Raw genomic sequence first — 24,457 nt, forward strand, 5'->3', positions numbered from 1 at the left:
TTAGGAGAGCAGGATGAAATTCAGTGAACAATGGCTGCGTGGCTGGGTAAGCCCGCAGGTAAGTCGCGACGAGCTGGTTGCTCGTCTGTCGATGGCCGGTCTTGAGGTCGATAGCGTTACGCCGGCCGCCGGTGAATTCAGCGGCGTGGTAGTGGGCGAGGTGCTGAGCACCGAGCAGCACCCGGATGCCGACAAGTTGCGCGTTTGCCAGGTCAGCAATGGCTCGGAGACTTTCCAGGTTGTGTGCGGTGCGCCAAACGTGCGCCCGGGCCTGAAGATCCCGTTCGCCATGATCGGTGCCGAACTGCCGGGCGACTTCAAAATCAAGAAAGCCAAGCTGCGTGGCGTTGAGTCCAACGGCATGTTGTGCTCACAAGCCGAGCTGCAAGTCGGCGAAGGCAACGATGGTCTGATGGAGTTGCCGGCGGATGCTCCGGTCGGTCTGGACATTCGTGAGTACCTGAGCCTGGACGACGCCAGTATCGAGGTCGACCTGACCCCGAACCGCGGCGACTGCCTGTCCCTGGCCGGTCTGGCTCGTGAAGTCGGCGCGCTGTATGCCGCTGAAGTCACCCGCCCGGTGGTTGCTGTCGTGCCAGCCGTGCATGACGAAGTGCGTTCGATCGAAGTGCTGGCGCCAGCCGCTTGCCCGCGTTACCTGGGTCGTGTGATCCGTAACGTTGATCTGTCCAAGCCTACGCCACTGTGGATGGTCGAACGCTTGCGTCGTGGCGACGTGCGCAGCATCGACGCGGCCGTCGACATCACCAACTACGTGATGCTGGAACTGGGTCAACCGCTGCACGCGTTCGATCTCGCCGAAATCAATGGCGGCATCCGTGTGCGCATGGCCGAAGAAGGCGAGAAGCTGGTGCTGCTTGATGGTCAGGAAGTCAATCTGCGTAGCGATACGCTGGTGATTGCCGACCACACCCGCGCCTTGGCGATCGCCGGCGTTATGGGGGGCGAGCACAGCGGCGTCAACACCGCGACCACTCGCGATGTATTCCTCGAAAGCGCGTTTTTCGATCAGATTGCCGTCGCTGGCAAGGCCCGCTCCTACGGCCTGCACACCGATGCCTCGCACCGCTACGAGCGTGGCGTGGATTGGCAATTGGCCCGTGAAGCCATGGAGCGCGCCACTGGCCTGCTGCTGGAAATCACTGGCGGCGAAGCTGGCCCGATCATCGAAACCGTCAGCGAACAGCACCTGCCGAAGATTGCTCCGGTCACCCTGCGTGCGCAGCGCATCACTCAGATGCTGGGCATGGAAATGGAGTCGGCCGAAGTCGAGCGTCTGCTCAGCGGCCTGGGCCTGAAGATTGCTGCCGATGGGGCAGGGCAGTGGCGCGTTGAAGTGCCAAGCCACCGCTTCGACATCAGCCTGGAAGTCGATCTGATCGAAGAGCTGGCCCGTCTGTACGGCTACAACCGTCTGCCGGTTCGCTACCCGCAAGCTCGCCTGGCACCGCAAGCCAAAGCCGAAGCGCGTAGCGATCTGCCTGAACTGCGTCGCCTGCTGGTGGCGCGTGGTTACCAGGAAGCGATCACCTACAGCTTCATCGATCCGAAACAATTCGAGTTGTTTAATCCGGGTGTAGAGCCGCTGCTGCTGGCCAACCCGATCTCGAACGACATGGCGGCCATGCGCTCGTCCTTGTGGCCCGGTCTGGTCAAGGCGCTTCAGCACAACCTGAACCGTCAACAGGATCGCGTCCGTCTGTTCGAAAGCGGCCTGCGTTTCGTTGGTCAGCTGGAAGGCCTCAAGCAAGAGCCGATGATTGCGGGTGTTGTTTGCGGTAGCCGTCTGCCGGAAGGCTGGGCTCAGGGTCGCGATGTCGTGGATTTCTTCGACGTCAAAGCCGACGTGGAAGCGGTGCTGGGCTTTGCCGGTGCACTGGGTTCGTTCAATTTCGTGCCGGGCAAACACCCTGCGTTGCACCCGGGTCAAACCGCGCGCATCGAGCGTGAAGGTCGCCTGGTCGGCTTCGTCGGCGCTATCCACCCTGAATTGTCGAAAACCCTCGGTCTCGACCGCCCGGTTTTTGTCTTCGAGCTGGTTCTGGCCGAAGTGGCATTGGGAAAAATGCCTAAATTCCAGGAGTTATCGCGCTTTCCTGAAGTGCGTCGTGACCTGGCACTGATTGCGGCCACGGACGTTGCGGCCAGTGCCGTACTGGACGTAATCCGTGAAAATGCAGGCGAATGGCTCACAGACCTCAGGCTATTTGACGTGTATCAGGGTAAAGGTATTGATCCTGATAGAAAAAGCCTTGCAGTCGGCTTGACCTGGCAGCATCCATCGCGCACTCTTAATGACGATGAGGTGAATACGACGACGCAAAACATCCTCACCTCGCTCGAACAAAGGTTGAACGCCACGTTAAGGAAGTGACGTATGGGGGCTCTGACGAAAGCTGAGATGGCGGAACGTCTGTATGAAGAGCTGGGCCTGAACAAACGGGAGGCCAAGGAATTGGTCGAACTGTTTTTTGAAGAAATCAGGCACGCTCTTGAAGACAACGAACAAGTCAAATTGTCCGGTTTCGGCAATTTCGACCTTCGGGACAAACGCCAGCGGCCTGGCCGCAATCCGAAAACGGGTGAAGAAATCCCGATCACTGCTCGCCGTGTGGTCACCTTTCGTCCAGGGCAGAAGTTGAAGGCCCGAGTTGAGGCTTATGCTGGAACCAAGTCATAACGACGAGCTACCCGTCATCCCAGGCAAACGCTACTTCACCATTGGTGAAGTCAGCGAGCTGTGTGCCGTAAAACCGCACGTGCTGCGCTATTGGGAGCAGGAGTTTCCTCAACTCAACCCCGTCAAACGCCGCGGAAACCGCCGGTATTATCAGCGACAAGACGTGCTGATGATCCGGCAGATCCGTGCGCTTCTTTACGATCAAGGGTTCACCATCGGTGGCGCACGCTTGCGTTTGTCCGGTGATGAAGCCAAAGACGACACCACTCAATACAAACAGATGATTCGGCAGATGATTGCTGAGTTGGAAGATGTGTTGGTTGTTCTCAAGAAATAATTTCCTGCATTTGAATACTTCCAGTTTTCAAAAGCTTGCGATATATTCTTGAGCGTTCTTCGAGATGAGGAACGAGTTTCACGCCTAGTCGGGGCGTAGCGCAGTCCGGTAGCGCACTAGCATGGGGTGCTAGGGGTCGAGTGTTCGAATCACTCCGTCCCGACCATATTTTTCAATGACTTGGGCCAGTGTTAACAGCACTGGCCTTTTTCATGTGCGTAAGATTTGTGTGGCTCCTGGATTTTTCACGCCTGCTTCCTCTTCAAGATTGTAAGGACCGGTCCACGCGAATCGGTTGCTGATACCAAACTTGGCCCAAGGTTTTTCAGCGCTTCGTTTGGGTGCGCTAAATATTTTTCGGACGGTGCCGATATCTCTGATCCATATACCAACGGAGTGCCAGCGCATGGAAGTGAGCAATACCCAAGGCGAGTATCAGAAGCCCAAGAACCTGGCCGGTCTGGGGCGTCGATGGGGAGGACAGATGATTGACTCCATGATCACTGTTTTCCTCTTTTTCTTCATAGGGCGATCCGCCGATTTTGTTGGCTTGCCGTCTACTGTGGTCGGCGCGCTCGCTCTCGGCTCGGGCGTGGCGTATTACCTGTTTTCCGATGCAATACCGAACGGCCAAAGCCTTGGCAAAAAGTTGTTGGGCATGTCAGTGATTGATGAGCGCAGCTACCTCAGTTGTAATCTCTATCAATCTTTCATGCGAAACATCACGACGCCTTTCCTGAGTATTTTTGACTGGATATTCATTTTTTTTGGCTCGCGGAAACGATTGGGTGACATGCTCGCATCGACGATCGTTATTCGGTCCAAATAAAGATTAATGCATCGGCGCCGGACTCAAATGGAATTGAAGATATGCATACCTCACATTGCGAGTCTCTTGCTGGCGACGTTTCTCTTTGGTTGTAGCAGTGCCCCAAAGGAAAAGACAGAATTTGAGAAGCAGGTCGATGCGGTGCCAATGCCCACGACCGAAGCTGACCGCCTGGAGCAATGCAAGAACCTCAGCAACATGTATCTTTTCGAGTTGCTGGGCTCTGGCGATACGATGGGGGTTTCGTCACTGTTCCAGTCTCGGGAGCCTTCGCGGGCCATAGCCCTCTACCAGCGTATGATCGCGATAAGCTGCACCAGAGCGGAAAGACAACCGTGGCTGGCGTTATAGGCTCAACGGATCAGATCAATGTATTCCCGTGACCGATTCGCTTGAGCTGGCAATTGAAGCAAGCACTGCCCTGCAGAAGGGTTACTCAATGTTGAAGAAACAGCCGGAAAACAAAGCAGCGACTGCTGCTGAAATCGAGCGCTCCATCCAGGCCCTGAACAAAATGGCAGAACGCCTTTGGGGTGAAGGCCGGGAAGTTGAGGCGAAAGCCCTCCTCGATGCCTTGGATTCGCTAAACCGGGCACTGGACCGAATCAGGATTGGCGAAAGTCGCAGGGTTGCGACGCTCCACTAATACGGACTAGGGGCTCACCGCTTACTGCTCCGGCTTTGTTTTCTCATCGCCCGAGCCACTCGAGCTAGCCGCATCTTTTTCGATCTCCTCCGACTCCGCACCAGAATTAGACCCCGCAGCTTCCTCACCCTTTTTGTCGGCCTTTTCCTTGTTGGACTCACCCCCCTGGTTAAGCCCCGGAAGAGCACTTGGTGGAATAGTGGCGTCCTCCGTGACCTTCTCGGCCGCGAGCGTGTAAAGCGAGCAGACCGACAGGAGGCTTGCGAGTGTAAGAGCGGCAATTTTGCTATTCATGGTTTGCGCCTACCGTGCGAGTGGATGTATGCATTTGAAGAGCGCGGATGATGAAGGTGCTGATGCCAGGACGAGCGGTACAAGGGAGGGACACTTGAATTGACAAAAAAACGTCAAGCCGCGGCTTCCAGCGTATCGAGATCCAAAAGGGTGAAGTAACCCACATCCGGCCTCCACCCAGCCGTGTCGATAAGCATCACATTGCCAAGCCTGACGGGCTTACGAATGGGCGTATGCCCGACAATCAGCGCGCGCAATCCCTCAACGCCCTGCCTCTCCCTCTGCTCGAGCCGGCTTCGTGACCACATGCAACGGTTCCGCACCTGCATCAGGCGCGGGCTGCTCTCTGGCGATTCCAATTCACCGACCAACTGCCCCCATGATGGAAACGGACAATCGGCATGCACGATCCCAATAAGTCCTTGTGCTGTTTCGACTTCAATTGCGATAGGCAACTCGGCGAACTTCGTGGCGAACTGTTTCTGCTCGGACAGCGACAGGCCCGTAAACCATAAGCCGCCGTTGAAGATCCAGCTATCAACGTCACAGCTATCGAAGTGAACCACGTAGTCGTCATGGTTGCCGCACACTGCGTGGAACCACGGCTTGTCCAGCCAATCGAGCGCGGCGCGGCATTCGGGGCCGCGGTCAATCAGATCGCCAACGCTGAACAGGCGATCGACCTTGGAGTTGAATCTGGCTGCATCCAGAGCAGCCTGCAACCGAGTGAAGTGACCGTGTACGTCGCCGACTGCGTAATCTCGGCCAACCGTGTTTGCGGCGAAGTGCTTCACCCGCGTCACCTCTGAGATTTCGAACATGGCAGTGCCTCATCCGCCAATCGCCGGCGAGTTCGTGTTCAGTTGAGTTTAGGCCGCGTCGGCGCAAATCGCGGGCAAGGCTTTAGCGATAGGACTTCGGGTTGATGACAAGGAATTAAAGGAAACCCGGCATTGCGCCGGGTTTTTATCGTCAGGGGCAGTGTTAGTAGCCGGCCACTTGGGCGAGGTGGTTGTCCTGCGCCACGGTGATGAAGTGCAGTGGAAGGTGTGGTTGTTCATCAGGGGTGCGAATTTCGACACTACCGACGATTTGAAGGTGTCGCTCACTCAGTCCAGTCGACTCTTCTGCCTTTGCCATAGCCATTTTTCTCGCGTGGTTCGCTGCGATTTCATTGAGAGTTGACACGTTACATCTCCGGGGGGACTGACCAAGCGTTGATTAGATTGCTGCCGCGTCAGAATTACGTCGTTCTGGGGCTACAAGACCGGCTTGTGCAATCGCTAAGCCAGACAGGGCCGCCTTTTGTGCGCCGGATTTCATAGGCGACGAATGGTTGTCACGGAGTTATTGGTTGCTCCAGACATAGACGCGCAAATACACGACGCCACGCGCTATATATTCCATATGGATATAAATAGATAATTATATATTCCTTTTGTAGTTTGTTTGGCTGGTGCACTTTGAAGGCCTGCGCATCCATGCGGATGTGTCCGATACCAGACAGGAAGCCTCAACATGACCATCAAAGCGATCAACGTCCGCAACCAGTTCAAAGGCGTCATCAAGGAAATCGTACAGGGCGAAGTGGTGTCCGAAATCGACGTGCAAACTGCGTCCGGCATTGTTACCTCGGTGATTACCACCCGCTCGGTGCGCGACCTTGAATTGAAAGTGGGCAGCGAAGTGATTGCCTTCGTCAAATCCACCGAGGTGTCGATCGCCAAGCTCTGAAGAACCCGTTCGAAATCCAACATCTGTGGCCTCGGCTAATGCCGGTAACGACGAAAATCCTGTAGGAGCGAGGCTTGCCCGCGAAGAATGCACCGAGGTTTTTCAGGTGTTACGCGTCATCGTTCTTCGCGGGCAAGCCTCGCGCCTACAGGTTCTGTGTTTTGACTTCTGAACGAGGCGCTGCTGGCCGGCGCGCTGGATGTGGTGTCGGCCGGCGTGCCGCCGATGCTGACCATCTGGGACCGGACCAAGGGCAAGCAGAACGTCAAGGCCATCGCATCGCTCGGGTCGATGCCCAATTACCTGCTGACCAATAATCCAAACGTGAAGAGCCTCAAAGACTTCACTGAAAAAGATCGCATCGCGGTGCCGGCGGCGGGGGTAGGTTTCCAGTCACGCACGTTGCAGATCGAGACGGCCAAGCAGTTCGGCGCTGAACACTACAAAAAGTTTGACGACATCTCGATCAGCCTCGCCCGCCCGGATGCGACGTCAGCGCTGATTGCCGGCGGCTCGGAGATCAACTCACATTTTTCCAGCCCGCCGTTTCAGTACCAGGAATTGCAAAGCCCCAACGTACACAAGGTGCTGAGTTCCTACGACGTATTGGGTGGTCAGGCCACGTTCAACGTGCTGTACATCAGCGAGAAATTCCACGACGAGAACCCGAAAACCTACAAAGCGTTTTACGCGGCGCTGGCCGAGGCCGAGCAAATCATCAAGGCCGACAAGCCCGCCGCTGCGCAGACCTATATCCGCGTGGAGCAATCGAAACTATCCTTGCCGTGGGTAGAGAAAATTGTCGCAGACCCCGAAATCGACTTTACCGTAGTACCACAACGCACCTTTATCTGCGCCGAGAAACTCCAGCAACTGGGCGTGCTGAAAAACAAGGCAGACAGCTGGAAAGATTAATTTTTTGAGGAAGCACATGGCGGTGCAGGCAGTTGAGAAAAGACCGGACATCATGCAAAAGCAGAGCTACCAACTGCTGGAAGTCGCCCACGGCAAACCGATCAAACTCTGGACCGAAGGCGTCCCGGTAGAAAACGAAGCCAGGCAGCAATTGATCAACACCGCGAAGATGCCGTTCATCTTCAAACACCTGGCGGTGATGCCCGACGTGCACCTGGGCAAGGGCTCGACCATCGGCAGTGTGATTCCGACGGTGGGCGCGATCATTCCCGCCGCTGTCGGCGTGGACATTGGCTGCGGCATGATCGCCACGCGCACGTCTCTGACCGCCGCTGATTTGCCGGACAATCTGCATGGATTGCGCTGCGCAATCGAAAAAGCGGTGCCCCATGGCCGCACCGTTGGTCGTGGAGTGCGGGACAAAGGTGCCTGGGACAGCGTCCCCAAGCAGGCCGATCAGGCCTGGGCTGCGCTGGACCCACGGTTCAAGGCGATCACCGACAAATACCCGAAACTCGCCAGCACCAACAATCGCGGGCACCTGGGTACGCTGGGCAGTGGTAACCACTTCATTGAGGTGTGCCTGGATGAAACCAACCGGGTCTGGTTCATGCTGCACAGCGGTTCACGCGGGGTCGGCAATGCCATTGGCAACCTGTTTATCCAACTGGCTCAGGCCGACATGCGCCAGCACATCGCCAATCTGCCGGACCGCGACCTGGCCTACTTCGAGGAAGGTAGCCGGCATTTTGATGATTACGTCGAAGCCGTCGGTTGGGCCCAGGATTTCGCCAGACAGAACCGCGCGCTGATGATGCACGCGGTGATTCAGGCGACACGCAAAGTGATCAGCAAGCCGTTCGAAGTCGCCCTGGAGGCGGTGAACTGTCACCACAACTATGTGCAGAAAGAGCGGCACTTTGGTCAGGATATTCTGGTCACCCGCAAGGGCGCGGTGTCGGCGCAGAAGGGCGAGTTGGGGATCATTCCGGGATCGATGGGGGCGAAAAGTTTCATCGTTCGCGGGCTCGGCAACGAGCAATCGTTCTGCTCCTGCAGCCACGGCGCCGGTCGCGTCATGAGCCGCACCGAAGCGAAAAACCTGTTTACCGTCGAAGACCAGATCCGCGCTACCGCCCACGTCGAGTGCCGCAAGGATGCGTCCGTCATCGATGAAATCCCGATGGCCTACAAAGACATCGACCACGTCATGTACGCCCAGCGCGAACTGGTTGAGGTCGTGCACACCTTGCGCCAGGTGGTTTGCGTGAAGGGTTAGGTTTTGCGCGTAAGAATGAAGATGAAACAGCCAGCGATTGAACTGAACGTCAGGTGACCCTCGATGACAACGCGCAAGGCTATGGGCCGAGATTCGAGTGCGAAGGTTCTCTTCCAGCGCCGCACCTGCTTATTGTCCAAGTCGATTCAGCGTATGCCCCATCGGATCAAGCGACACACTGATAAACCCATCCAATGGTCGATTCAGCTCTTCAACCAGCAGAATCGTCGCAGCGGTCGACAGCGCACATAACAGCAACACCACGACAATCGTGCCATTGCGCGGAGAGAACAACCCGAATGATCCGAAGATTATCGCCAGCCATGACGTCAGAATAACCAGCATGACAGGCGGGATCGATTGATTGGACTGAAGCAGGGTCAGCCAGCGTGCAGCGAACACAGTATCCATGATCTGCAAGGCGGACGCCTTGAGTGTACGCTGGCTGTCGGTCGTGGGAGAGAGTGCTTCCACTTGGCGTTGCAGCGCCTCAGAGCGGGCTATCGCTTCGGGGGCGTCGAGTTTTTCCAATTGAGTTCGGTTGCGCGAGGCAAGCATTTGCACGACTTCAGCGTAATTGTGCTTAAGACGAGTGCGGATCTCTTGAGTGTCCGGTCCATAGCGGGCCAGCACCCGATCGAACTGAACTACCTCGGCCGCTGCGCCCTCCAGTTCGGCGTTGGCCGTGTCGAAAGTACTTTTGGCGGACGAGACGAGCAGACCCAGAACTAGCGCCGACATGGTTGCGATCAGGCCGGTGGCGAGCTTTACGACGGCGATGGAGTCATCGCTCAGGTGTTGACTGGGCAATCGCTCCCGCACGTAAGAGCCAAGTAAGGCGGCGCCGAACAGGCAAGCGAACACGATCAGGGCAACGACCAAGTCAGTCAAGTTCAGTCTCCATTGTCATCTGGGAGGCGGTTATTACTGGTATTTGATGACAATTCCTTTGAGTTTTCGGCCCTGAATGGTTTCTATGTCACGACTCCACAACGGTCCGCTGACATAGGCGGCCACCGGCTGAATATGGTCATAAACCACCACCACCGCGTCGCCACCGAGTTTGGCAGATTCCTCCCGGAGTTTTTGCTCTACGTCGGTAATTGGCGGGGCGGGGTCGACGCTCGCATCAATAAGCACTTCCCCCAATCGAATGTGCGGACGCAGCGGTTCAGTACGCAACACCACGACTTCGCTGGCCAGCGTCGGCGCAGGATGCTCGACGCCCACATACGCGGTGGTCTGCGCATCGACAGTGGCGCAACCGCTCAGCGCCAGCAGGGTGGCGGTCAGCCCTGCCGCCAGCAGTGACAGTTTCAAACGGGTGGACCAGAGCGCGTCATGAGCAGGCATGGTGGTTTCCTCCAAAGGGTCGCTGCTAGGCGGGGTTGCTTGTTGACGGTAGCAGACGGTCCGGGAGTTTCCACAAAGCCCATCCCTTTCAGGCCGGGCTTTTTACACCTGAAAGGTCACTGATCCTTTTCGCAGTTCACCATCCACGACACACCGAACCGATCCACCAGCATTCCGAAACGCGCCGCCCAGAAGGTTTTTTCCAGTGGCATTTGCACGTTGCCGTCTTCTGATAACGCGCCGAAGACGCGCTCGGCTTCGGCAATGCTGTCGACGTTCAGCGAGACCGAACAACCGCTCATGTCATCCGTGGGGCGATCCGGTGTGGTGTCCGAGCCCATGATCGCCTGATCGCCCACGGCCAGACGGGTATGGATGATCAAGTTGTGGTAGTCCGAGGGAAAGTGCTCGCGCGCCGGGCTTTCGCCGAAGGTCATCATCATTTCGATCTGGCCTTGCAGGGCTTGCTCATAGAAAGTGAAGGCGGCTTTGCAGTCGCCGTTGAAGATGAGGTAGGGATTGATTTTCATTTTTTGCTCCCGGTAACCGTGGGACTGGAGGCCCACATTGGTCTATGAATGGACTCCAAGTAGCAAAGCGTTAGACGTGGGCTCGTGCCGGGTTTGTTTAGACGTTTTTTTTATGGGAGGGGCGGGGCTTATTGCTTGAAAGCTCAGGCCACCGCACGCATGGCAGGCGACGGGCGCAGCAAGCGCTCGACGGCGCCGGTCACCAGGTTTTCCAGCAGCTCATCGCGTTGCGCTTCATCCAGTGGATGTTGCGCCAGCCAGCCGGGTGCGCTGTTGAGCAAGTTGGCGATGGCGTGTCCGGCGGCCATCAAACCCTGTTCGCCGAGGCGGGATGGGGCGCCGAGCATCTTCAGCAGCGTGCGCTCGTATTGCTCGCGCAATTGTTGAACACGCGCTTGTTGCTCGTCGTTCAGGCAGCCGCTGTCGCGCTCCGCCAGGCGAAAATGCCAAGGCATTTCCCGGTGCAGATTCAGGTGAGCGCGGATCAGGTTGGGCAGTTTGTCGCGTTTCGCCGAGGCCTTTTGATCGATGCGCCCCAGGGTCGACAGCAGTTCTTCGTAGAACTCCTCGATCAGGTCGAACAGCAAGTGCTGCTTGCTCGGGTAATGGTGATACAACGAGCCCGGGGACAGCCCCAGGCACGTTGCCAGCTCACGCATGCCGACCTGCCCGAACCCCTTGCTGGCAAACAACTCCAGCACGATGTCCCGGTACTCGGCGAAGCGCGAGCAACGCTCAGGCATAGGCATGGAAGCCACGTCCTGTCTTGCGTCCCAGGTAGCCGGCGGCGACCATCTCCTTGAGCAGCGGAGCGGGGCGGTATTTGCTGTCGTTGAAGCCGTCGTAGAAGGCTTCGAGAATCGCCAGCACGGTGTCCAGACCGATCAGGTCGGCCAACGCCAGCGGGCCGATCGGCTGGTTGCAGCCCAGGCGCATGCCGGCGTCGATGTCATCGGCGCTGGCCAGGCCTTCCTGGAATACCAGAATCGCTTCATTGATCATTGGCACCAGAATCCGGTTAACCACGAAGCCCGGGCGGTTGCCGGCGGTGATCGCGGTTTTGCCGAGGGTGGTGGCCATGGCCAGCGCCAGGGCGTGGGTCGCGTCGCTGGTTTGCAGGCCGCGAATCACTTCGATCAGGCCCATCACCGGCACCGGGTTGAAGAAGTGCAGGCCGATGAAACGCTCAGGCTGGCTGACGCTGGCGGCCAGTTGCGTAATCGACAGCGACGAAGTGTTGGAGGCAATCACACACTCGGCGCTGACCTGCGCGGCAATCTGTTGCAGCACGCGCAGTTTCAAGTCGAGGTTTTCGGTGGCGGCTTCGATCACCAGCTGCACGTTGTGCAGGCTGCTGTAGTCGGTGCTGGTGCGGATCCTGGCGAGGGCGTCGAGCTTTTGCGATTCGGTCAGGGTTTCCTTGGCAATCTGCCGGTCGAGGTTTTTGCCAACGGTGGCCAGGGCCTTTTGCAGCGCGCTCTCGGAGATGTCGATCAAGGTCACGTTGAAGCCGGACAAGGCGCAGACTTGCGCAATGCCGTTGCCCATGGTGCCCGCGCCGATCACGCCGATGTTTTGCAGATTCATGTTCCGTCCTTCCGATCAAACCCCGCGATACCTTGGCCGCCGCAACGGCCGAAGGCGTACTATTGGCCGCGAGTCTAGAACCGGCAGTGCGGTTGTTCTATGCCGCAACTGTTCAACGGTGCTGGTGTTTTTTGCCATTCGGGCGATGGGGAGAGAAGCGTTCAAATGCGGGAAAAGGACTCGGTGGCGGCCTACTTCGTGCAGGCAATGATCCATGGGCAAGGGCACAATCCGCAGCGTTCGCGAGCTGCGCTGGAAGAAGCGGGCATCGCCCCGGCATTGATCGAGCAGCCGACCGCACGCGTGCCGGCCAGCGCGTTTGCTGCGCTATGGCTGATTCAGATCCGCGAAATGAACGATGAATTTTTCCGCCTCGACTCCCACGGCATGCCGCCCGGTAGCTTCGCGCTGATCTGTCGCGGCTTGATCCAGGAACCCGACCTGCACAAAGCCATGCGCCAGTGCCTGGCCAACTTCGCCCTGTTCCTGCGCGACTTTCGCGGCACGCTGACCGTGCGCGGCAAACGCGCGATCATCAGCCTGGACACCCACGCGCAAAACGAAGACGCAAGCCGTTTCGGTGAAGAGACGTTCCTGGTGTTGATGATCAGCCTGCTGTGCTGGCTCGGCGGGCGGCGCATTCCCATCGACCGCGCGGACTTTCGCCATGAGCGTGTTTCCCTCAGCGACGACCGATTGCTCTGGGGCCCCAACCTGACCTTCGGCGCCGAGCGCACCGAAATCGAATTCGCCAGCCACTACCTGCGCCTGCCGGTGGTCCAGGACCTGGCCTCACTGAAAGTATTCCTGCGCACGGCACCACAATGGCTGGTGATCCGCTTTCGCAACCAGCACGGCCTGGCGTCGCAAGTCCATCAGCGCCTGCGCAACAGCCATTACAGCCAATGGCCAACCTTGCAGGCGTTCGCCCTGGAACAACACCTGAGCCCCAGCACCTTTCGCCGCAAACTGGAGCGGGAAGGGTGCTCGTATCAGGAGATCAAGGACGAAGTGCGGCGCGGGGTGGCGTTTGAGCAGTTGCGTGAGAGCCGGGCGAGTATCAGTGACATTGCTGAACAGCTGGGGTTTCAGGAGCCGAGTGCGTTTCATCGGGCGTTCAAGAAGTGGACGGGGGAGAGTCCGGGGCGATATCGGGCACGGTTTCAGGATTCTCAGTGAGGGTTTTGAGCGGGCATTTTGTGAGCGACCTGACTCGGCTGTTTAACCATGAAAGGGTGCTTGTTTAAAACCCATCAACGTTACGTCCTGAAAGCTACAAAACCTTGCGCCGTTGCCTACGGCTACGCCAGAATCCGCCGGCTTGTGCGGTTTGACCCCGGACTCTATCGTTTCCCTGCCACTGCTCATCAGTGGTCGGGTTTAGTCGCCCGTTGTAGTCAAGTCGCACGATGTCTCTATCAGTCGGGTATCCCATCCTGCTCCTGATGGTGGCTGTGCGCAGGGCGCCTTCGGGCGCGCCGATTTCTTGGCTCATCGGTCGACTAACCTGTGCACAGCTGCCTCCATTTCGTTTAGTCGCGAACAGGTTGCAGCCTCACTCATAGATGAGGTTAGAGCCAATGTTCAAGGTAACGCCCAACCCACCGGACACCGATCCGGTCTCCCCCTACGAACTCGATTCAAAGAAGCTCAACGAAGCCGCCGAGCGCGCGCTCGACTTCCACTTTCCGTCAAATGCCGACATCAAAGCCACTCCGCGAACACGCAGCACGCTGTTTTCCGTAGACCCCGAGGCCACGGCCGAAACCCTGGCGGTTTATCTGGTCGAGACCCTGGCCTCGGTCGATGTGATGGTTCACCAGTTGGTGGATCATTTGGAAGGTGAGTCGCGTTATGCGCTGTTGGGTATTTCCAACAGCATCATGATGGCGGAGATCACGGCGAACCGGGTGTTGGATAAGATTGATTTGCCCGAGTAGGGGCGGATTGCTGGGGTGAGTGGGTAACCGATGTTGGGTGTGCAGCAGTGCCTTTTTTGGGGCCGCTGCGCGACCCAGCGGGAGCAAGCTCCCTCGCCACAGTTGTTTCTCGCCTGTGGAATTTCCGGCTGACGTACCATGACGACGTTGTCGTGATTAGCGACCCTCATCTGCCGAGTTCATCAATCCATGCCTGCGGCACTATCCCGTTTCACCTCACTACTCGACCAGGCCCGACGCGCTTTGCTCCTGGTCTGGGGCACCTCTCGCGGTTTGTTTCTCGGCCTGGTCCTGGCCACCCTGATCGCCGGTGTCCTCCCGGCCCTGGCCGCGTGGTTGGGCCAACGCATCGTCGACGCAGTGGTTTTGGCCATGCAATTGCACGCGCAGCAGGGCAGTGCGCCGTTGGGGCCGGTGGTGCGTTACGTGCTGTTCGAGGCTGGCGTGCTGGCGTTGCTGTCCGGGACGCAGCGGGCGTTGTCGGTTCAGCAGTCTTTGTTGCGGGTGCAGTTGGGGCAGAAGGTCAACACGATGATTCTGGAGAAGGCCCAGACGTTGTCGCTGGTGCAGTTCGAGAATTCCGAGTTCTACGACAAGTTGGTGCGGGTGCGGCGCGAGGCGTCGACGCGGCCTTTGGCGTTGGTGATGAAGTCGTTGGGGTTGATCCAGAACCTGATCGTTTTAATCAGCTTCGGCGTGTTGCTGGTGCATTTTTCGCCGTGGGCCCTAGTGCTGCTGGTGGTGGGGGCGCTGCCGGTGTTTTTCGCCGAGGCGCATTTTTCCGGGGATGCGTTCAGGCTGTTCACGAGGCGGGCGCCGGAGAGTCGGCAGCAGAATTACATCGAGACGCTGCTCTCCCACGAGGGCTACATCAAAGAGGTCAAGCTGTTCGGCTTCGCGCCGCTGCTGTTGAAGCGTTATCGCGAGACGTTTGCCCGTCTCTATGCCGAGGACCGGCGCCTGACCTTGCGCCGCGATGGCTGGGGATTTGTCCTTGGGTTGCTCGGTACTGCCGCGTTTTACCTGGCCTATGCGTGGGTGGTGGTCGATACCGTCCACGGCCAAATCAGCCTCGGGCAGATGACCATGTACCTGGTGCTGTTCAAGCAGGGGCAGACGGCGGTGAGCAGCAGTTTGAGCGCCATCAGCGGTCTCTACGAGGATGGGTTGTACCTGTCGAGCCTTTACGAATATCTGGCCGAACCGGTGGTGGCCGATGCCGGGCATCTCACGGTGGGGGCGGTGCCGGGTGACGGTTTACGATTCGAGAACGTTGGCTTCCGTTATCCGGGGGCAAGCCGAGCGGCTCTTGAAGGCATCGACTTGCACCTGGTGCCAGGGCGCAGTATGGCGCTGGTGGGGGAGAACGGTTCGGGCAAGACCACGCTGATCAAGTTGCTGACCCGTCTGTATCGGCCCGATCAGGGTCGTATCCTGCTCGACGGCAGCGATTTGCAGGCCTGGGAAGAAGACGCGCTGCGCCGGCGCATCGGCGTGATCTTTCAGGATTACATCCGCTACCAGTTCTCCGTCGGCGAGAACATCGGCGTCGGCGATACGCTGGCGTTCAACGATGAACAACGCTGGAAGGAAGCGGCCACCGAAGGCATGGCCGCGCCGTTCATCGAGGGGCTGGATCGAGGTTACGCCACGCAATTGGGGCGCTGGTTTGCCGGTGGCCAGGAGTTGTCCGGCGGGCAGTGGCAGAAGATCGCCCTGTCTCGCGCTTACATGCGCCGTAACGCCGACATCCTGATTCTGGACGAGCCGACCTCGGCACTCGACCCGGCGGCGGAAGCGGCGGTGTTCGAGCATTTCAGCGAGCACACCGAAGGCCGCATGACGTTGCTGATTTCGCACCGGTTTTCCAGCGTGCGCAATGCCGACCACATCATCGTGCTGGATCAGGGAGCGATCCTCGAGCGCGGCGATCACGACAGTCTGGTGGCGGCGGGCGGGCGTTATGCGCAGCTGTTCAACCTGCAAGCCCGGGGTTACCGCTAGGCCCGGCGATTTGCGCTGGTTTGCCCTTCATCAAGCTTTCGAGGGCCTGACGGTATTGGCTGCCGCCCAGGCTCATGCTGTTGTTGTGCGTACCGCCGGGTATCAACAGCAGGCGCTTGGGTTCGTTGGCGGCATTGAATAGTTGCTGGCTGAACCGCGAGGGCATGAGCGGATCGGCCAGGCCATGGACCACCAGCAGCGGCATGTCGATGTCGACGATCTTGTCGATGGAGTCGAATTTCTGCGACAGCAGCCAGCGCACCGGTAACCATTTCACCGGCAGGTTGCTGTCGGCCACTTGCGCCACGGCATCGCCCAGCGAGGTGAAGGTGGACTCGATCACCAGACCGCGCACCGGTATCGCGCTGTGGTCCTTTTTCGCCTGCGCCGCCAGGTCTGCGGCGAGGTCGATGGCCACCGCGCCGCCCAGGGAATGGCCATAGATCAGGCGCTTGTTGGCGTCCGGTTGCATCGCCTTGAAGCGCTCCCAGGCGACGCGGGCGTCTTCGTAGACACTGGCTTCCGACGGCAGATCACCCTTGCTCTGGCCGAAGCCACGGTAGTCGATGGCGAGCACCGAATAACCCATGGCCCGCAACTGCTCGATGCGGAACGCCTGGCCGGTCAGGTTCCAGCGCACACCGTGCAAATACAGGATCGACGGCGCATCGCGACGCGCGGCCGGCCACCACCAGGCATGCAGGTTTTGCCCGGCCTTGAAGCTGGCAGGCTTGATATCGAACTCCTGAACGTCCCTCGGCAAACCGCGATACCAGCCGGCGGTGCCCGGCTCGATGCGGAACAACAATTCGCGCTCTTTGTATTTGAGGACGCCGCAACCCACGGGCAAGCCGACGACCAGCGCGGCCATGCACAGCAGCGGCAGCCAGCGACGGCGCAGGCGAGTGAGAAGGGGAGCGGGCATTTGTGTCGTTCGCCGAAAAAACTTAAGCTCGGTTTTTAACAGACGCGTGGTGCGGACAGGAATCTTTTCGACCTGTGGGAGCCAGCTTGCTCGCGCCCACAGGGGATCAGTCCATGCGCAGCACAATCTTGCCGATGTGATCGCCGGCTTCCATTCGTGCGTGGGCCTGCGCCGCGTCGGTGTACGGGTAAACCTTGTCGATCATCGGCAGGCAACGCCCGGCAGCCAGTACCGGCCACACGTACTCGCGCAGCTGTTCGGCGATCGAGGCTTTTTCTTCACGGGTGCGCGAGCGCATCAGCGAGCCGGTGATCGTCGCGCGTTTGCCCATGATCGCCATCAGGTCAACATCGTTGGCACGGGCACCGCCGAGGAAGCCGAGCATCACCAGGCGACCTTCCATGCCTAGGGCCGCGATGTTCTGATTCAGGTACGAGCCGCCCATGATGTCGAGGATCACGTTGACGCCTTTGCCGGCGGTTTTTTCCTGGATGACCTGGACGAAATCCTGGTCGCGGTAGTTGATCGCCTCGGCGCCCAGTTTGCGAATCGCCGCGCACTTTTGCTCACTGCCCGCCGTGGCGAAGGCCTTGACGCCGAACTCGCGGCAGAGCATCAGCGCCGTGGTGCCGATGCCGCTTGTGCCGCCGTGGATCAACGCGCGCTGGCCTTTGCTGGCGCCGCCTATATCGAACAGGTTGGCCCACACGGTGAAGAACGTTTCCGGGACGGCCGCTGCATGCACCCAATCCATGCCTTCAGGGATCGGCAGCGTCTGGCTGGCCGGTGCGACGCAATACTGCGCGTAACCGCCGCCGTTGGTCAGCGCACAGACGTTGTCGCCGACGATGAATTCGCTGACGCCGGTGCCGATGGCGACCACTTCACCGGCCACTTCCAGCCCGGGAATCGGGCTCATGCCGGGTTTCATCGGGTACTTGCCGGCGCGTTGAATCACATCGGGGCGGTTGACCCCGGCGGCGTGCACACGAATCAGCACTTCGCCTGCGCCGGCCGTGGGCACCGGTTCCTGGCGCGGCTTCAACACCTCAGGGCCGCCGGGTTCGGTGATTTCAATCAGGGTCATGGTGTGGGGCAACGTCATGTCGGAGTCCTGTCGGGAAAGCATCTGTAAATGGGATCGCATCAGTGAACCAATAATTCAGTCCAAACCACCGACCCCCTGTAGGAGTGAGCCTGCTCGCGATAGCGGTGTGTCAGCCACATTGATGCTGGATCTGCCTACGTCTTCGCGAGCAAGCCCGCACATTGTTTGATTTGTTCAGCAACCGAATGGCCTGTTCCAGCAACAGTGCAACCACAATGGCGCCCGCCGCAATCACAAACAACAACCCATGCTGACCGCCGCTGGCATTGAACAACGCCGAATATGCAAACCCTGCGATCGCCTGAAACGTGGCGAACGACACCGTCGCGCGGCTCCAGGCAATCTGCTGCTGGTGATGGTTCGGCAGCAGTTCGTGAACCCGGGCCAGCGCCAGAGGAACGATGCCCGGCGGGAACGAACCGAGGATCACGGCCAGCAAGGCCAGCGCCGTGAACGAGCTGGAAATCGACAGCAGGCCAACGGCAATCGCCTGCACCACCAGCACCAGGCGGATGCTCAATTTCGCACCGAGTTGATCGGCCAGAAAACCGTAACTCACCGGCCCGATGATCGCACCCAGTCCGTATATCACCCAGATCAGCGCGCCGACATGCGGCCCGGCGCCGAGCCCGCGGGCCACGTAATCGACCAGAAACACCATGGCCGGCACCAGCCCGGCGGCCATGAAGGCGTATTGGGCGAACAGCAGGTAAACCCCTGCGTCGGTCGGCGTGGTGGTTTGCTCGATCGATACCTCAACCGCTTGATGATGCGCCTCTTTTGGCCAGCCGAACCAACTCGTGGCCGTCAGAAGCAGTGACAGCAGACCCAGGCCAAACCAGGTTTGCTGCAGGCCAAGGCTCAGCAGCGGCGGCACAATCGTCCCCGAGCCGGCAATGCCCAGGCCGATGCCCAGGAAAATCGCACCGCTGGCCAGACCTCGGCGGGACGTCGGCACATGGGGCAACACCGTCGCCGCCACCAGCACCATGATCGCGCCGCCGGCAACGCCGGACAGCAAGCGCCAGCCGAAGAACCAGCTCACCGACAACGGAAAACCACAGGCGAAAAACGACAAGGTCACGGCCAGCATCATCAGGCGCAACGCGGTTTTGTTCGAGGTGCGGTTGGCCAATGGCCGGCCGATCAGCGCACCGATCAGGTAACCGACGAGGTTGGCGGCGCCGAGGTAAACCACGTCGTTGGCGGAAAACCAGTGCGCCTGGATCAACGAGGGAATCAGTGGCGTGTAGGCAAACCGCGCCAGGCCGATGCTGACCAGGCTGGCGCTGAGGCCGGCGAAGATCGGCAGCCAGATCGCGCTGCGCGGGGTGGTCGATGTGCTGTGCATGGGAAAGGTCCTGAAAGGTTTACGCTGGCCTCAAGACTATCCCGATCAGTTGATGTAATAACGCAGCGAGTTTGCGCTATGGTGATGCAATTGTGCATCAGTGGGGGGCGGTATGAATTGGGATGACGCACGGGTGTTTCTGGCGGTGTGCCGAGCGTCGACGCTCCGGGGCGCGGCGCGGGTGCTGGGGGTCGATCAGGCCACGGTCGGCCGACGGATCACGGCGCTGGAAAAGTCATTGAGTGCGACGCTGTTTCTGCGCACTTCTGAAGGCTATGCGCTGACGGCAGTGGGGGAGGCGGCGCTGACGGCCGTGGAAAAAATGGAGCATTCAGCAATGGAGCTGGAGCGGCGGATTCAAGGGCTCGACGATCGACTGACCGGGCTGGTGCGGGTCAGCACCACCGATTCCCTGGCCATCGATTTTCTGATCCCGGCCATGGCCCACTTGCATGAACAGCACCCCGACGTGCGCGTGCAACTGGACGCCTCCACGCAGATCCTCAGCCTGGCCAAACGCGAAGCCGACATCGCCGTGCGCAACACCCGGCCGGACAACCCGGACCTGATCGCCCGTCGCATCGCACGCTGGCCGGTGGGCTTGTTTGCTTCTCGGGATTACGTGGATGCCCATGGCGTGCCAGCGCCAGGCTCGGCGTTCGAAGGGCATGATCTGGTGGTGTATCAGCCATATCTGCAAGGCAACAAAGACATGACCCTGGTCTCGGAACCGTTGGGGCGCGGGCGGATTGTGGCGAGTCTGAGTTCCAGTCTGCTGGTGCGCCGATCCATCGCGGCGGGGCTTGGGGTCGGGGAAATTCCGGTGTACATGGGGGAGAGGGACGGGCTGGTCAGGCTATGGCCGGAGCGCACACGACCGGTGCCGTATGACGTCTGGCTGGTGACCCACGCGGACTTGAGGCACACCGCCAGGGTCCGTGCGGTCATCGATGAAATTGTCGCGGTGTTTTCCGGTACCGGCGAGTGAGTCGCCGCTAACCGAAGAACTAACACAACCCCTGTGGCGAGGGAGCGTGCTCCCGTTGGGCTGCGAAGCAGTCCCCTTCTCTTCAGTCAGATAGGGGGCTGCTCCGCAGCCCAGCGGGAGCAAGCTCTTATCAAACAAAAAATAACCCATTGTTTTTGCTCTTGAAAAATCATGCTGCTTTGACCAGTTGCATGCCTAGCTTGCGTGCTTTTCGCTCCAGAGCGCGCAGCTGTCGGCTGCGGCTTTTTTCTTCAAACTCTTCAATTCCCTTCTCAACATAGGGCTGCCCCTTCGTCAGCATGGCGTAGATCAGCCGCGCCAATTGGTGTGCGGTGGCTTTGATCGCGCAACTGGTGTCCATCCGCGTCAGGCGGGCGCGGTGGCTGGCGCCGATGAAACTTTTGTCCTGTCGCCCATTGGAAGCCGCTTGCTTAAGCGCTTGAGCTGCTCGATTAATGATTTTCGGTGCTTTCCCTGGAAGCGGTTTACCTCCTGATATCCGCGTAGGCGGTGCCACGCCCAGCCAGGAGCAAAAGTGCTGAGAGGTGGGAAAACGTGACAAATCCGGCCCCAATTCACTGGCTAATACCAGCGCCGTATCAATCCCGATGGTGGGGATAGCCGTCAGGTCCACACCCATTACCTTGTTCAATGCCCGGTGCAACGCTTGCTGTTGGTCGGTCGAGCGGTGCGGGCTGCGCAGCGGCTTGCCGGGTGCCACTGGTTCATGCTCAAGAACCGGTAGTCGCTCAAGTGCCTGGGCGATGGCCCGGTCACACTCGGCGATCTGGGTTTCCAGAAAGTCATGGCAGGCCAATTCCTGACTCAGAGCATGCAAGTGCTCGGCTCGCCAGTTGCCATGCAAACTGCGGGCAATGGTCGCCTGATCTGCCTTGATGCGCCCGTCTTTCATCGTTGCGAGTTGTTCAGGGTTACGCTCGCCGCCGACAATAGCCCGCAAAATCTTCAGGCCCGTCACCCCGGTGATATCGCTGATGACTTGGGCCAGCTGGATGTTCATCTGGCTCAAGGCTTTTTGCATGCGATTGATGGACTTGGCTTGATCGCAGACTTTATTGGCTCGCTGACGGACCAGAGAGCGCATTGAGCAGATTTCATCCGAAGGGCGAAACGCACCGCTGAGCAGGCCATGGGTCATGAGCTGCCAAATCCACTGGCAGTCGAGCACATCGGACTTGCGACCTGAGGTCTGCCGGGTGGCGCGCGAGTTGACGAGGTAAACCTCGAATCCGCGTGCATCCAGCACTTCGAAAAGGGGGATCCAGTAGACCCCCGTCGCCTCCATGGCCACCACGTTGATGTTCAGTGACTGGAGCCAGTCGGCCAAAGCAATCAAGTCGTCGGTGAAGGTGGAGAATTGACGAACAGGCGGATCACATCGCCCTGAATCCACGGCGACCCAGTGTTCGCGAAGGCCGACATCAATGCCGGCACAGTGATGATGGATAATCTCAAAACGCTTCTGGTTCTTGCGCGCCATGACAATTCCTCGCAGGATTGAACGACGCGCGCGGGGTACACGGTGGCGAACGGATTCACTCTCTTATACGAGGTCATGGCTTACGCCATGCCGTCAGCGACTCCACGCCGATACCGTGCAGGCCACTCTCCCTCTCGGGTGCTGTCACACCAGTGCTGGTTACGGCCTTTGCCCCGCGCGCGTTCTTCAAACTTTACGATGAACCTGTTTGCTGCGCGACAGCGCGGCGTCGAAGACGGCGCGGGGCCTCCCTCGCCACAGGAAATCCTGAGGGCAGAAGCCCCCAGGTCATTCACGGTCATGGCATTTCCGGCAGTTCCTGCGGGCGCAGGTCAAACACCAGCACTTCGGCATCCACGCCGTTGCTCAACGCCAGCACCTGCTCATCACGAACCCGCACGCCATCGCCTTCTTGCAGCTGCACACCATTGAGTTCGACGCTGCCACGGGCCACGTGCACATAGGCGTAGCGGTTGGCGGCCAGTTCCAGGGTGGCGCTTTCCTTGCCGTCGATCAGCGCGGCATACACCCGAGCATCCTGACGCACCTTCAGCGATCCCTTGGCCCCATCGGGCGAGATGATCAGTTGCAGGCGCCCGCGTTTTTTCTGGGTGCTGAAATGCTCTTGCTGATAACGCGGTTTGGCGCCACTGACTTCCGGCACGATCCAGATTTGCAGGAAGTGCACCGGCCGCGTGGCCGAATGGTTGTACTCGCTGTGGGCCACGCCGCTGCCGGCGCTCATCAATTGCACGTCGCCGGGACGGATCACCGAACCGGTGCCCAGGGTGTCCTTGTGTTCCAGCGCACCTTCAAGCACGTAGGAGAAAATCTCCATGTCGCGGTGCGGGTGCTGGCCAAAACCTTTACCGGCCGCCACGCGGTCATCGTTGATCACCAGCAGGTCGGAAAAACCCTGCTCTTTCGGGTTGCGGTAATTGGCGAAGGAAAAGGTGTGGAACGACTTCAACCAACCGTGATTGGCGGCGCCGCGATCCGAGGCTTTGCGAAGGGTCAGCATGATGAAATCTCCTGTGGGGACGTTGATTCGTCCGAGTGAGGAGAAGGTTAATGGTTACTGGCTGGTGCAATAAGTAGATGGAAATTGAAATACTGTCTCGTATGGGTTGACAGTGCTGGGCGTGTAATCAGGTAATCTTCTACGACGCTGGCGCCGTACATTGGCCATAATGCATACGCTGCCTGCACCAAACCCTGTAGGAGCGAGGCTTGCCCGCGAAGGCGTCATTACATTCAACATTTATGCTGACTGACACGCCGCTTTCGCGGGCAAGCCTCGCTCCTACAGGGATGGGTGTTGGCAGATGGATCTTCTTTTGACTTCAGTGATTGTGAACCCATGAAAACCGTGGCTATGGTGTTGTTTCCGGACTTTCTGCTGCTCGACATGGCCGGGCCCATGGAAGTGTTTTCCATCGCCAATCGATACCTGGCAGCGGATGACCGTTATGAGCTGGCGACCATTGGCACTGAGCATGGCGCACTGCGCGCTTCCAACGGCGTCAGCGTGCAGGCCGATCTGCACATCGATCAGGCCGATCAAGCTTATGACCTGTTGCTCGTACCGGGCGGCCCGGGTGCCTACAACGAAAAACATCCACCGTTGCTGTGTTGGCTCAAAGACGCTGTAAATCGCGCCGGGCGCTACGGCTCGATTTGCACCGGCGCGTTCGTGTTGGGGCATGCCGGTCTGCTGGACGGCTATCGCGTCACCACCCACTGGCATTACACCGAGCGACTGATCAAAGGTTTCCCCAAGGCGACGGTGGAAATCGATCAGATTTACGTTCAGGACCGCAACCTCATTACCTCCGGCGGCGTCACCGCCGGCATCGACCTGGCACTGGCGGTGGTCGCTGAAGACCACGGCAAGAAAGTTGCCCAGGACGTGGCCAAGGTGTTGCTGGTGGTCATGAAGCGCCAGGGCGGGCAAGCGCAGTTCAGCCCGTTGATGGCCGCTGTCGCGCCGCATGAAACGCCGATCACCCGCGTGCAGAAACATGTGCTCGAACACCTCGACGAAGCCTTCAGCATCGAACGCATGGCCAGTCTGGCGAACATGAGCACGCGGCACTTCGCCCGGATGTTTGCCCGGGACGTGAACATGACGCCCATGGAGTTTTTGCAAAGCGCGCGCATCGATTGCGCCAGGAATCTGCTGGAAACCAGCGACTTGCCACTCAAGACCGTGGCCTTCAAAAGTGGCTTTGGCAGCGTGCGGCACATGCGATTCCTGTTCGCCGAAAAGCTCGGACTGACCCCGACGCAATACCGCGAACAGTTCAGTTAGAGCGTTCTTGGCCGTGGTGCGCACCGCAATGGCCGTGACGCTCCCCCCATGGCAGTTGTACCGTCACCGAGGCCTGCCAAGATAGCCATGAACTCTTTGCAATGGAGGTGCGGGAGCCTGGAAG

25 protein-coding genes, 1 tRNA gene and 1 pseudogene are annotated in these 24,457 nt (G+C 59.1%); 14 read left to right on the forward strand and 13 right to left on the reverse strand.

Annotated features, from left to right (window positions below; all coding sequences use genetic code 11):
- The first annotated feature begins 13 nt into the window (after positions 1 to 13).
- The 6 genes from pheT (at position 14) to ACA051_RS11695 (ending at position 4,513) form a co-directional block, all read left to right on the forward strand.
- Positions 14 to 2,395 carry a phenylalanine--tRNA ligase subunit beta gene (gene pheT, locus ACA051_RS11670; RefSeq protein ID WP_497309868.1) on the forward strand — a complete coding sequence of 794 codons (2,382 nt, stop codon included), beginning with the start codon at positions 14 to 16 and terminating at the stop codon, positions 2,393 to 2,395.
- Positions 2,396 to 2,398: 3 nt separating this feature from the next.
- Positions 2,399 to 2,701 (forward strand): integration host factor subunit alpha, encoded by a 303-nt coding sequence (gene ihfA / locus ACA051_RS11675; RefSeq protein WP_002553164.1) that lies wholly within the window; start codon positions 2,399 to 2,401, stop codon positions 2,699 to 2,701.
- A complete protein-coding gene (locus ACA051_RS11680) occupies positions 2,682 to 3,038 on the forward strand; it encodes a MerR family transcriptional regulator (RefSeq protein ID WP_003179985.1) in 357 nt (118 codons plus the stop codon). Before ihfA ends, ACA051_RS11680 begins: the two co-directional genes overlap by 20 nt.
- An 89-nt stretch (positions 3,039 to 3,127) precedes the next feature.
- Positions 3,128 to 3,204 (forward strand) — tRNA-Pro (locus tag ACA051_RS11685).
- A 240-nt stretch (positions 3,205 to 3,444) separates the two neighbouring features.
- On the forward strand, positions 3,445 to 3,867 hold the full coding sequence (locus tag ACA051_RS11690; protein WP_497374848.1) for an RDD family protein: 423 nt from the start codon (positions 3,445 to 3,447) through the stop codon (positions 3,865 to 3,867).
- 439 nt (positions 3,868 to 4,306) lie between these two features.
- Positions 4,307 to 4,513, forward strand: a complete 207-nt coding sequence (locus ACA051_RS11695) for a hypothetical protein (RefSeq protein WP_497310575.1) — start codon at positions 4,307 to 4,309, stop codon at positions 4,511 to 4,513.
- Between the two features lie 21 nt (positions 4,514 to 4,534).
- Here the strand turns inward: ACA051_RS11695 and ACA051_RS11700 are convergent, their stop codons facing one another.
- From ACA051_RS11700 to ACA051_RS11710, 3 genes are all read right to left on the reverse strand, one after another.
- Positions 4,535 to 4,807: a hypothetical protein gene (locus ACA051_RS11700; RefSeq protein ID WP_497309871.1), complete on the reverse strand. Its 273-nt coding sequence runs from the start codon at positions 4,805 to 4,807 to the stop codon at positions 4,535 to 4,537.
- Positions 4,808 to 4,920: 113 nt separating this feature from the next.
- The gene (locus tag ACA051_RS11705) at positions 4,921 to 5,628 is read right to left on the reverse strand and encodes a metallophosphoesterase (protein WP_497374850.1); all 708 of its coding nucleotides are present in this window, start codon (positions 5,626 to 5,628) and stop codon (positions 4,921 to 4,923) included.
- Between the two features lie 163 nt (positions 5,629 to 5,791).
- Positions 5,792 to 5,995, reverse strand: coding sequence for a hypothetical protein (locus ACA051_RS11710; protein ID WP_497309873.1), 204 nt, complete (start codon positions 5,993 to 5,995; stop codon positions 5,792 to 5,794).
- 330 nt (positions 5,996 to 6,325) lie between these two features.
- On the opposite strand from ACA051_RS11710, the gene ACA051_RS11715 reads away from it, so the two are divergent.
- From ACA051_RS11715 to ACA051_RS11725, 3 genes and pseudogenes are all read left to right on the forward strand, one after another.
- A complete protein-coding gene (locus tag ACA051_RS11715; RefSeq protein ID WP_027921432.1) occupies positions 6,326 to 6,541 on the forward strand; it encodes a TOBE domain-containing protein in 216 nt (71 codons plus the stop codon).
- 168 nt (positions 6,542 to 6,709) lie between these two features.
- Positions 6,710 to 7,456, forward strand: a pseudogene (locus tag ACA051_RS11720) (ABC transporter substrate-binding protein); the annotation flags it as partial.
- Positions 7,457 to 7,508: 52 nt separating this feature from the next.
- Complete coding sequence (locus ACA051_RS11725; RefSeq protein WP_497374852.1) at positions 7,509 to 8,735, forward strand: RtcB family protein; 1,227 nt, start codon at positions 7,509 to 7,511, stop codon at positions 8,733 to 8,735.
- Positions 8,736 to 8,864: 129 nt separating this feature from the next.
- On the opposite strand, the gene ACA051_RS11730 is transcribed toward ACA051_RS11725, so the two are convergent.
- The 5 genes from ACA051_RS11730 to ACA051_RS11750 all read right to left on the reverse strand — a co-directional run bounded on the left by ACA051_RS11730 (position 8,865) and on the right by ACA051_RS11750 (position 12,205).
- On the reverse strand, positions 8,865 to 9,626 hold the full coding sequence (locus ACA051_RS11730; RefSeq protein WP_497309877.1) for a bestrophin-like domain: 762 nt from the start codon (positions 9,624 to 9,626) through the stop codon (positions 8,865 to 8,867).
- Positions 9,627 to 9,659: 33 nt separating this feature from the next.
- Positions 9,660 to 10,088: a YajG family lipoprotein gene (locus ACA051_RS11735; RefSeq protein ID WP_497309879.1), complete on the reverse strand. Its 429-nt coding sequence runs from the start codon at positions 10,086 to 10,088 to the stop codon at positions 9,660 to 9,662.
- Positions 10,089 to 10,204: 116 nt separating this feature from the next.
- Positions 10,205 to 10,618, reverse strand: a complete 414-nt coding sequence (locus ACA051_RS11740) for a VOC family protein (protein WP_497309881.1) — start codon at positions 10,616 to 10,618, stop codon at positions 10,205 to 10,207.
- A gap of 143 nt (positions 10,619 to 10,761) precedes the next feature.
- Positions 10,762 to 11,367, reverse strand: a complete 606-nt coding sequence (locus ACA051_RS11745) for a TetR/AcrR family transcriptional regulator (RefSeq protein WP_497374854.1) — start codon at positions 11,365 to 11,367, stop codon at positions 10,762 to 10,764.
- Positions 11,354 to 12,205 carry a 3-hydroxybutyryl-CoA dehydrogenase gene (locus ACA051_RS11750; protein WP_497309885.1) on the reverse strand — a complete coding sequence of 284 codons (852 nt, stop codon included), beginning with the start codon at positions 12,203 to 12,205 and terminating at the stop codon, positions 11,354 to 11,356. The genes ACA051_RS11745 and ACA051_RS11750 overlap by 14 nt, the downstream gene beginning before the upstream one ends.
- A gap of 165 nt (positions 12,206 to 12,370) precedes the next feature.
- Between ACA051_RS11750 and ACA051_RS11755 the strand changes: the two genes are divergently transcribed.
- The 3 genes from ACA051_RS11755 to ACA051_RS11765 all read left to right on the forward strand — a co-directional run bounded on the left by ACA051_RS11755 (position 12,371) and on the right by ACA051_RS11765 (position 16,149).
- Entirely contained in the window at positions 12,371 to 13,384 is a 1,014-nt protein-coding gene (locus ACA051_RS11755; RefSeq protein WP_497309887.1) for an AraC family transcriptional regulator, read from the forward strand.
- A 401-nt stretch (positions 13,385 to 13,785) separates the two neighbouring features.
- Positions 13,786 to 14,145: a DUF6124 family protein gene (locus ACA051_RS11760; protein ID WP_497309889.1), complete on the forward strand. Its 360-nt coding sequence runs from the start codon at positions 13,786 to 13,788 to the stop codon at positions 14,143 to 14,145.
- Between the two features lie 189 nt (positions 14,146 to 14,334).
- The gene (locus ACA051_RS11765) at positions 14,335 to 16,149 is read left to right on the forward strand and encodes an ABC transporter ATP-binding protein (RefSeq protein ID WP_497374856.1); all 1,815 of its coding nucleotides are present in this window, start codon (positions 14,335 to 14,337) and stop codon (positions 16,147 to 16,149) included.
- On the opposite strand, the gene ACA051_RS11770 is transcribed toward ACA051_RS11765, so the two are convergent.
- The 3 genes from ACA051_RS11770 to ACA051_RS11780 form a co-directional block, all read right to left on the reverse strand.
- The gene (locus ACA051_RS11770) at positions 16,121 to 17,074 is read right to left on the reverse strand and encodes an alpha/beta hydrolase (RefSeq protein WP_497374858.1); all 954 of its coding nucleotides are present in this window, start codon (positions 17,072 to 17,074) and stop codon (positions 16,121 to 16,123) included. The two genes, ACA051_RS11765 and ACA051_RS11770, sit on opposite strands and share 29 nt — an antisense overlap.
- 106 nt (positions 17,075 to 17,180) lie before the next feature.
- Positions 17,181 to 18,179 (reverse strand): NAD(P)H-quinone oxidoreductase, encoded by a 999-nt coding sequence (locus tag ACA051_RS11775; RefSeq protein ID WP_497309895.1) that lies wholly within the window; start codon positions 18,177 to 18,179, stop codon positions 17,181 to 17,183.
- A gap of 112 nt (positions 18,180 to 18,291) precedes the next feature.
- The gene (locus tag ACA051_RS11780; protein WP_497374860.1) at positions 18,292 to 19,533 is read right to left on the reverse strand and encodes a YbfB/YjiJ family MFS transporter; all 1,242 of its coding nucleotides are present in this window, start codon (positions 19,531 to 19,533) and stop codon (positions 18,292 to 18,294) included.
- A 112-nt stretch (positions 19,534 to 19,645) separates the two neighbouring features.
- Here ACA051_RS11780 and ACA051_RS11785 point away from each other — a divergent pair, with 112 nt between their 5' ends.
- Positions 19,646 to 20,521: a LysR family transcriptional regulator gene (locus ACA051_RS11785; protein ID WP_497374862.1), complete on the forward strand. Its 876-nt coding sequence runs from the start codon at positions 19,646 to 19,648 to the stop codon at positions 20,519 to 20,521.
- 169 nt (positions 20,522 to 20,690) lie between these two features.
- Here the strand turns inward: ACA051_RS11785 and ACA051_RS11790 are convergent, their stop codons facing one another.
- Both ACA051_RS11790 and ACA051_RS11795 read right to left on the reverse strand, forming a co-directional pair.
- Positions 20,691 to 22,022 (reverse strand): IS110 family RNA-guided transposase, encoded by a 1,332-nt coding sequence (locus tag ACA051_RS11790; RefSeq protein ID WP_497373144.1) that lies wholly within the window; start codon positions 22,020 to 22,022, stop codon positions 20,691 to 20,693.
- A 298-nt stretch (positions 22,023 to 22,320) separates the two neighbouring features.
- Positions 22,321 to 23,043, reverse strand: a complete 723-nt coding sequence (locus ACA051_RS11795; protein WP_497309901.1) for a pirin family protein — start codon at positions 23,041 to 23,043, stop codon at positions 22,321 to 22,323.
- Between the two features lie 339 nt (positions 23,044 to 23,382).
- Here ACA051_RS11795 and ACA051_RS11800 point away from each other — a divergent pair, with 339 nt between their 5' ends.
- Positions 23,383 to 24,333 (forward strand): GlxA family transcriptional regulator, encoded by a 951-nt coding sequence (locus ACA051_RS11800; protein ID WP_497374864.1) that lies wholly within the window; start codon positions 23,383 to 23,385, stop codon positions 24,331 to 24,333.
- The last annotated feature ends 124 nt before the right edge of the window (positions 24,334 to 24,457 follow it).

The organism is Pseudomonas sp. LBUM1669, from assembly GCF_059695705.1.